Origin of the sequence: Stenotrophomonas sp. NPDC077659, assembly GCF_050268705.1 — a bacterium.
Taxonomy (GTDB): domain Bacteria; phylum Pseudomonadota; class Gammaproteobacteria; order Xanthomonadales; family Xanthomonadaceae; genus Stenotrophomonas.
On the sequence record NZ_JBNNHG010000167.1, the window covers coordinates 1 to 7,636 of the forward strand.

The 7,636-nt window shown below is 67.4% G+C and carries 6 protein-coding genes; 4 read left to right on the forward strand and 2 right to left on the reverse strand.

From position 1 onward, the window contains the following. From ACQKDV_RS17060 to ACQKDV_RS17075, 4 genes are all read left to right on the forward strand, one after another. Positions 1-1,805, forward strand: a 1,805-nt coding sequence (locus ACQKDV_RS17060; RefSeq protein ID WP_427785303.1) for a GH92 family glycosyl hydrolase, incomplete at its 5' end; no start/stop codon positions are given. Positions 1,806-1,938: 133 nt separating this feature from the next. Then, complete coding sequence (locus ACQKDV_RS17065) at positions 1,939-2,358, forward strand: hypothetical protein (protein WP_427785305.1); 420 nt, start codon at positions 1,939-1,941, stop codon at positions 2,356-2,358. Further along, positions 2,355-3,158 carry an SGNH/GDSL hydrolase family protein gene (locus ACQKDV_RS17070; protein ID WP_427785307.1) on the forward strand — a complete coding sequence of 268 codons (804 nt, stop codon included), beginning with the start codon at positions 2,355-2,357 and terminating at the stop codon, positions 3,156-3,158. Before ACQKDV_RS17065 ends, ACQKDV_RS17070 begins: the two co-directional genes overlap by 4 nt. A 16-nt stretch (positions 3,159-3,174) precedes the next feature. Beyond that, positions 3,175-3,642 (forward strand): hypothetical protein, encoded by a 468-nt coding sequence (locus ACQKDV_RS17075; protein WP_427785308.1) that lies wholly within the window; start codon positions 3,175-3,177, stop codon positions 3,640-3,642. Between the two features lie 104 nt (positions 3,643-3,746). Here ACQKDV_RS17075 and ACQKDV_RS17080 read toward each other — a convergent pair whose 3' ends face one another. Beyond that, positions 3,747-5,855 carry a TonB-dependent receptor family protein gene (locus ACQKDV_RS17080; RefSeq protein ID WP_427785310.1) on the reverse strand — a complete coding sequence of 703 codons (2,109 nt, stop codon included), beginning with the start codon at positions 5,853-5,855 and terminating at the stop codon, positions 3,747-3,749. 190 nt (positions 5,856-6,045) lie between these two features. Continuing rightward, positions 6,046-7,636 (reverse strand): urocanate hydratase (hutU, locus tag ACQKDV_RS17085; protein ID WP_427785311.1); only part of this gene is annotated, 1,591 nt, incomplete at its 5' end.

A 7,636-nucleotide genomic window follows, 5' to 3' on the forward strand; every position in this document is an offset into this window, starting at 1 on the left:
TCGACCCGGCCACGCGCACCGTGCGCGGTTCGGTCACCAGCGGCAACTTCTGCGGCTACCTCGCCGAGGACCGCCGCGAGAGCTATTACACCCTGCATTTCGTCGCCGAGTTCGACCAGCCGTTCGAAGTGGGCGGTACCTGGCGCGATGACAGCGTGCAGGCCGGCGCGCGTGAGGGCGGCGGTGGCACCACCTATGGTAGCAAGGGCCACCCGCCGGCCGGCAAGGGCGCGGGCGGCTGGATCAGTTTCGATGCCAAGCGCACGCCGCAGGTGACCGCACGCATCGGCATTTCCTACGTCGATGAAGCCGGCGCGCGGGCCAATCTGCGCCGCGAGAGTCCGCAGGGCACGACTTTGGCGACCACGCAGGCGGCCACCCGCGCGAAGTGGAACGAACTGCTTGGGCAGGTGCGGGTGCAGGGCGGCACGCCCGATGAGCGCACCGTGTTCTACACCGCGCTGTACCACGCCATGCTGGCCCCCAACCTGCACAGCGATGGCGACGGCCGCTATCGCGGCATGGACGGCAAGGTGCATGCGCTGGCCAAGCGGCAGCAGGCGCAGTACGCCAACTATTCGGGTTGGGATGTGTACCGTTCGCAGCTGCAGCTGCTGACCCTGCTGCAGCCGCAGGTCGGCTCGGACGTGGCGCAGTCGCTGCTCAACCAGGCCGACCAGAATGGCGGCGTCTGGGATCGCTGGACCCACATCACCGGCGCTACTGGCGTGATGAACGGTGATCCTTCGCCGCCGTCGGTGGCGGCCATCCATGCCTTCGGCGGCCGCAGCTTCGATCTGCAGCGCGCCTACGCGTCGCTGAAAAAGGCGGCGACCGTGCCCACCGCGCGCGACCTGGACACGCGAGGCTGCCCAGTGCTGTGCGTGGGCCAGCGCCCGGGCCTGGACCAGTGGCTGGCGCTGAAGTACATGCCGGAAGGCGCACCGGGCTGGGGCAGCGCGGCTGATACGCTGGAAATGGTCAGCGCCGATTTCGGTCTGTCCGAACTGGCCCTCGCTGCGGGGGACACGCAGGGTGCAAAGCAGTTCCGCGAGCGCTCCGGCTGGTGGCGCAATCTTTACAACCCCAAGGCGACTGCGCAGCAGGGTTACATCCAGCAGCGCAATGCCGATGGCAGCTGGCCGGCATTCGACCCGGCCGCCGACGATGGGTTCGTCGAGGGCAGTGGTGCGCAGTACCTGTGGATGGTGCCGTTCGATCCGGCCGGGCTGTTCGAGGCACTCGGTGGCCGTGAGGCCAGCATCGCGCGACTGGATGCGTTCTTCCGCAAGCCCGATGGTGCGTGGGCCGTGACCAAGTCCGGCCCGCTGCATGCCGAACTGGACAACGAACCCTCCATCGCCGCGCCGTGGCTGTACAACTTCCTCGGCCAGCCTTGGAAGACCCAGGAGACCGTGCGCCAGGCGATGCGCCAGATCTGGACCAACACGCCTGAAGGCATGCCCGGCAACGATGATCTTGGCCAGATGTCCTCGTGGTACGTGTGGTCGGCGCTGGGCCTGTACCCGGTGTACCCGGGCCGCGCGGACCTGGTGATCGGCAGCCCACTGTTCACCGAAGCGGTGATTACCCGGCCGGGCGCGAAGATCGTGGTGCGTGCACGCGGTGCAGCGATGGATGCGCCGTACGTGCAGTCGCTGCAGGTGGATGGCAAGGCCAGCAACGCCAGCTGGCTGCCGGCCAGCTTCGTGCAGCGCGGTGGCACCCTGGACTTCGAGTTGGGCAGCACGAAGAACGAACAGTGGGGCGCACAGGAGGTACCACCCTCGCACGGCCCTCGGTGAATCCGCGCCACCAAAGGGCCTTCTACCCGTAGATCCACGCCATGCGTGGATGCTGTGCCACGCCATGCATGGATGAATGCCCCCCCGCCCGTGCTAGCCTGACCGTGCAACATCCAAGCGGCAGGAGGTTCCCATGGAAATTCCACAGGACGTGTACGAACACGTACTGGGCGTGGCCGTCGAAATGGCCAACGCCAGCACCCACGGCGATACCCGCAGCCAGTGGCGGCTGCATGACGAACTGCGGCAATACTGCGATGCGATGGCGGTGGAAGGCCGCGATCATCCCTTCCTCTGGGAAACCCTGGGTGACTTCACCAGCGACAGCGGGGTAGCGATCGGCTATTACCAGCGCGCGCTGACCCAGGCACGCCAGCTCGGCGTGATCGAAGGCGAGGCATCGATCTGCCTGGAGCTGGCGCGGCGCCACATCGACCAGGGCGAAAACGAGCGCGGTTACGAGTTCGCGCTGCGCGCCGACGAAGCCGCGCGGCAGACCGACGATCTGGATCTGCGGCGTGAGATCAGCCAGTTCCTGTTGGAGCATTCATGATGATTCCGCGATGGACCCGACGCAGCACCACGGCCCTGGCCTTCACCCTGGTTGTAGCCGCTGCGCAGGCGCAGCCACCTGCAGGCGTCAACCCGCTGCTGTTGAAGCCGGTGGACCAGCTCACTCCGGATGAGGTGCGCGGCATGCAGCAGCGCCTGTCCGACTGGCCCAACCTGGCCCGCTACCGCGAGGCCAACGCACGCGTGCCGGCCAAGCAGGCCGGTGCGCCGCGCGTGCTGTTCTACGGCGATTCCATCACCCAGCTGTGGGGCGAGAAGGATCCGTCCACGTTCTTCCCCGGCAAGGGCTACCTCAACCGCGGCATCAGCGGGCAGACCACGCCGCAGCTGCTGCTGCGTTTCCGCCAGGACGTCATCGCGCTGCAGCCGGACGTGGTGGTCATCCTTGCCGGCACCAACGATATCGCCGGCAACACCGGGCCCAGCACGCAGGCGATGATCGAAGACAATCTGCACAGCATGGTCGAGCTGGCCCGCGCCCACGGCATCGGTGTGGTGCTGGCTTCGGTGCTGCCGGTGAGCGAATACCGCTGGATGCCCGGTATCGAACCTGCGCCCAAGGTGCGCGCCCTGAATGCCGCGCTGAAGCAGTACGCCGACGCGCAGGGGCTGGTTTACCTGGATTACTACGCGGCCATGGCCAACGCGGCCGGTGGCCTGGATCCCGTCTTGGCTGCCGATGGCGTGCATCCCACCGCGAAAGGCTATGCGCTGATGTCGCCGCTGGCCGAACAGGCGATTGCGAAGGCGCTGGACGCGCCGTCGCCTGCCACGCACTGACCGCATCCGGAACGACATGGCGGCCGTTTCCAACAAGGTGGTCGAGACCGTGGCGCGCGCTGTGTTCAAGCGCACCCCGGTGCTGGTCACCGAACTCTATCCACGTGCTGGTGCGCCGCCGCGCCGCTATGACTCCGCCGAGGCGCTGTGCGAACACGGCAGGGCACTGCAATGGGAGTCCGGCGGCCTGCTGCTGGTGGGTGTGCAGTACGCGGACATGGGCGGCGCCGTGCGCGTACGTCCCTTCGACACCGGGCGCAGTGAATCGGCGCGCGTCATGGTGTCCGGCTGGGGACTGATTTCGATCCTGCTGCCGATGGCCATCGATGCGAACTGCAGCGCGAAGGTCCAGGCCCTCACCAAGCGCGCAGCACTGGCCCGCGAACGCGGCGCGCTGGATGATCCGCCAGTGTGCGACTGGAACTGGAAGGCGGTGGAAACCCACAAGCGCCGCTTGCAGGGCGTACTGAAGAAGGCGCTCTAGTTGCCTTCGCCTAAACCGATGCGCAGCCGTGCGCCCGAAGCGGCCGCACGTGCTGGTCTGCAGGGATGCGGGCAGGGAATGCCACGGCGATTCCGAGCTGGCGCTCACTCAAAGCGCCAGCGCACCCCTGCATACACGCCGCGGCCTTCGCCCGGGGTCGAGCGCGCAACATCCTTGCCCGCATCGTCATAGCCTGGCGTCACCGTGGCCGCGTAGTGGCGGTCGCCGATGTCGCGCATCTCCGCCCACGCCTGCCAGCGGCCGCCCGGCGCGTCGTAACCGATGCGGCTACCGAAGATCACATGGCTGTCGGCCCAGAAGCTGTTGGCATAGTCCACCGCGATGCGCGAGGCGTACTCGGCGTTCAGTGCGGCGTACAGGCCTGAGGCATGGTCGAAGCGCAGTTCGGCCTGGTAGCTGTGCTGCGGCAGGCCGGGCAGGCGGTTGCTGCTGAAGCGCGCATCACGGCGGTAGCGGAAATCACTGAACGTATAGGCCTGGCGCAGCGACAGGCGCCCCGGCACCCCCTGCCACAGCGTGCTGTCCAGCCCGGCCTCGATGCCACGGTGCACGGTGGGGCTGGCGTTGTTCTCGGCCACGAACAGGTTCGGCACCGGCTGCAGTTCAACGCTCAGCAGTTCGTGGTTGACGCGTGCGTAGTAGCCGGTCAGTTCCCAGCGGCCCAGCGCTGCCTCGCCACGTGCGCCCAGTTCCAGCGTGGTGGCAGTCTGGCTCTGCATCGGCACCGGCGTGCTCTGGCGGCCGGTGGACGGACCGTTGCCCGCGCCGAAGAACTGGTTCGAACCCCAGATCATCGACCACGGGTGCGGTGCTTCCACCGAGCGGCTGAGGTTGCCGAACCACTGCGTCTGCGCACTGTGCTGCCAGGTGAAGCCCAGGCGCGGCGCGTAATCCCAGTCGTGATCGTGCAGGCGGCCACCGCTGCTGGGCCAGGTGACCTGCACATCGCTGCGGGTGTTGATCAGGGCCAGGCCGGTCTGCACGCGCAGGCGATCATTCAGCGCAAGGTTGTTGCCGATGTGCAGCGTGCTCTGCGTACCCAGGTGCTGGAAGTCGCGTGTGCGGGTGCCAGCGGCGTAACCGTTGCTGGCAAAGCGCAGCGACTCGCGCACGTTGGCATCCAGATCGTGGGTCACGCGCAGGCCGATGGTGGTTTCGCTGTCCAGGCCGAACAGCGGATGGCGGCGGCGGTAGTCCAGCGTCGCATTGAGGTCGGCGTAGTCCAGCTGCTGGCGGTACAGGCTCTCGCCCAGGTCCATCGGGTATTTGTGGTAGACCAGTCCGGCCTGCAGCGAGGATTCCTCGTCGATCTGCAGCGTGGTCATGTTGCCGATCCAGGTGCTGCCCGGTTGCGGGCGCCGCGCATCGATAGCCAGGTTGGACGGATTGGCCGCACGCGGATCGTTGCGGATCTGGTCGCGGGTCAGGCGACCGGGCGTTTCGTGATTCGTCTCGCGGTAGCGCACGAAGAAGCGCGTCTGCAGGTCCGGATTGATCTGCCAGCCGATGTTGGCCATTGCGCCCTTGCCGTCGCCGCGTGCGTGGCGCTGGTAGCCGTCGAACTCGCTATCGGTATAAGCCAGGAAGTAATCGACATCGCCGTTGACGCCGCCCCAGCTGATGCCACGCTTCTGGTAGCCGCGACTGCCGGCTTCGTAGTGCAGCTGCACGCCGGCCGAATCACGGCCGCTGCGGCTGACATAGTCGATGGCACCGCCCAGCGCCAGCGCGCCGCGCTCGAAACCGTTGGCGCCGCGCAGCACTTCCACGCGCGACAGCCACAGTGGTTCCAGCAGCTCGTAAGGCGTGCCACCGGGGCCGGTCAACGGCAGGCCATCGAGGGAAACAGCGATGCCTGACGCATGGGCGCCCGGCCCACGGTTGATGCCCGAACCGCGGATCGACACCTTGGTGCCCTCGTTGCCCGGCGACTGCGCATTGATGCCGGGCTGGTAGGCCAGCACGTCGGCACTGGTGGCCAAGCGGCTGTCGGCCTTGGCGACATCGATGACGTTGCTGGTGCCGGGCACGCGCTTGAGCGCCTCGCGGGCCTGCGCGCTGGCATCGGCGGCGGTGACCTGCACCGCGTCGAGCGTGGTGGCCTGCGGGGCGGCGTGGGCGGCGGTGGCGAGGCCGAGGGACACGGCCAGGAACAGCAGGGACGGGGTGGGGCGGTAAGACGAGAGCGGCATGCGGACAGGCTGTAAACCACGAAAGTGGCGCGAAAGTTAACAGGTCGCGGGCGGTACGTCACCCATCAGTGGCGTATGGGGGTTCGTGCATCTGTAGAGCCGAGCCCATGCTCGGCTGCTTCCAGGCCACGCATTACGCCGCCGGCAGGATCAGCCGAGCATGGGCTCGGCTCTACAGAAATCCGCTTGATCAGCCCAGAATCCCCGGCAGATCCAACCCCTTCTCCTTCGCGCATTCCAGCGCGATCTCATATCCGGCATCGGCATGGCGCATCACCCCGGTCGCCGGGTCGTTCCACAGCACGCGCGCAATCCGCTTCGCCGCTGCCTCGGTGCCATCGCACACGATCACCATGCCAGCGTGCTGCGAGAAGCCCATGCCCACGCCGCCGCCGTGATGCAGCGACACCCAGGTCGCACCGCTGGCGGTGTTGAGCAGGGCATTGAGCAGCGGCCAGTCGGACACCGCATCGGAACCATCGGCCATCGCTTCGGTTTCGCGGTTCGGCGAGGCGACGCTGCCGCTGTCCAGATGATCGCGGCCGATCACCACCGGTGCCTTCAGCTCACCGTTGGCCACCATTTCGTTGAAGGCCAGGCCCAGTCGATCACGGTCGCCCAGTCCGACCCAGCAGATGCGCGCCGGCAGGCCCTGGAACTTGATCTTCTCGGCGGCCATGTCCAGCCAGCGGTGCAGGTGCGGGTTGTCCGGAATCAGCTCCTTCACCTTGGCATCGGTCCTGGCGATATCTTCCGGGTCGCCGCTCAGCGCGGCCCAGCGGAATGGGCCGATGCCACGGCAGAACAGCGGGCGGATGTAGGCGGGCACGAAGCCGGGGAAGTCGAAGGCATTGGCCACGCCTTCCTCCAGCGCCATCTGCCGCAGGTTGTTGCCGTAGTCCACGGTCGGCACGCCCAGCGCGTGGAAACCGAGCATGGCGCGGATGTGGTTGGCCATCGACGCGCGTGCGGCCTTTTCCACCTCCTTCGGCGCGGAAACGCGCTTCTCGTCCCACTGTTCGACGGTCCAGCCCTGCGGCAGGTAGCCGTTCACCGGGTCGTGCGCCGAGGTCTGGTCGGTCAGCAGGTCCGGCTTGATGCCGCGCTCCAGCAGTTCGGCCAGCACATCGGCGACGTTGCCCAGCAGGCCCACCGACTTCGGTGTACCGGCCCTGCAGGCTTCGTCGATCAGCCGCAGCGCTTCATCCAGGTTGTCGGTCCAGGTGTCCAGGTAACCGGTGCGCAGGCGCATGTCGATGCTGCTCCTGCGGCATTCCACGGCCAGGCACGAGGCACCGGCCATCACTGCGGCCAGCGGCTGTGCGCCGCCCATGCCACCCAGGCCACCGGTGAACAGCCACTTGCCGGTGAGGTCGCCACCGAAATGCTGGCGGCCCATTTCCACGAAGGTCTCAAAGGTGCCCTGCACGATGCCCTGTGCGCCGATGTAGATCCAGCTGCCGGCGGTCATCTGGCCGTACATGGCCAGGCCCTTCCTGTCCAGCTCGTTGAAGTGGTCCCAGTTGGCCCAGCGCGGCACCAGGTTGGAATTGGCGATCAGCACGCGCGGCGCATCGGCATGGGTGCGGAACACGCCCACCGGCTTGCCCGACTGCACCAGCAGGGTCTGGTCATCGTCCAGGCGCTTCAGCGTCTCCACGATGGCATCGAAGCTTTCCCAGTCGCGCGCGGCGCGGCCGATGCCGCCGTACACCACCAGTTCCTGCGGGCGCTCGGCCACGTCCGGGTGCAGGTTGTTCATCAGCATGCGCAGCGGCGCT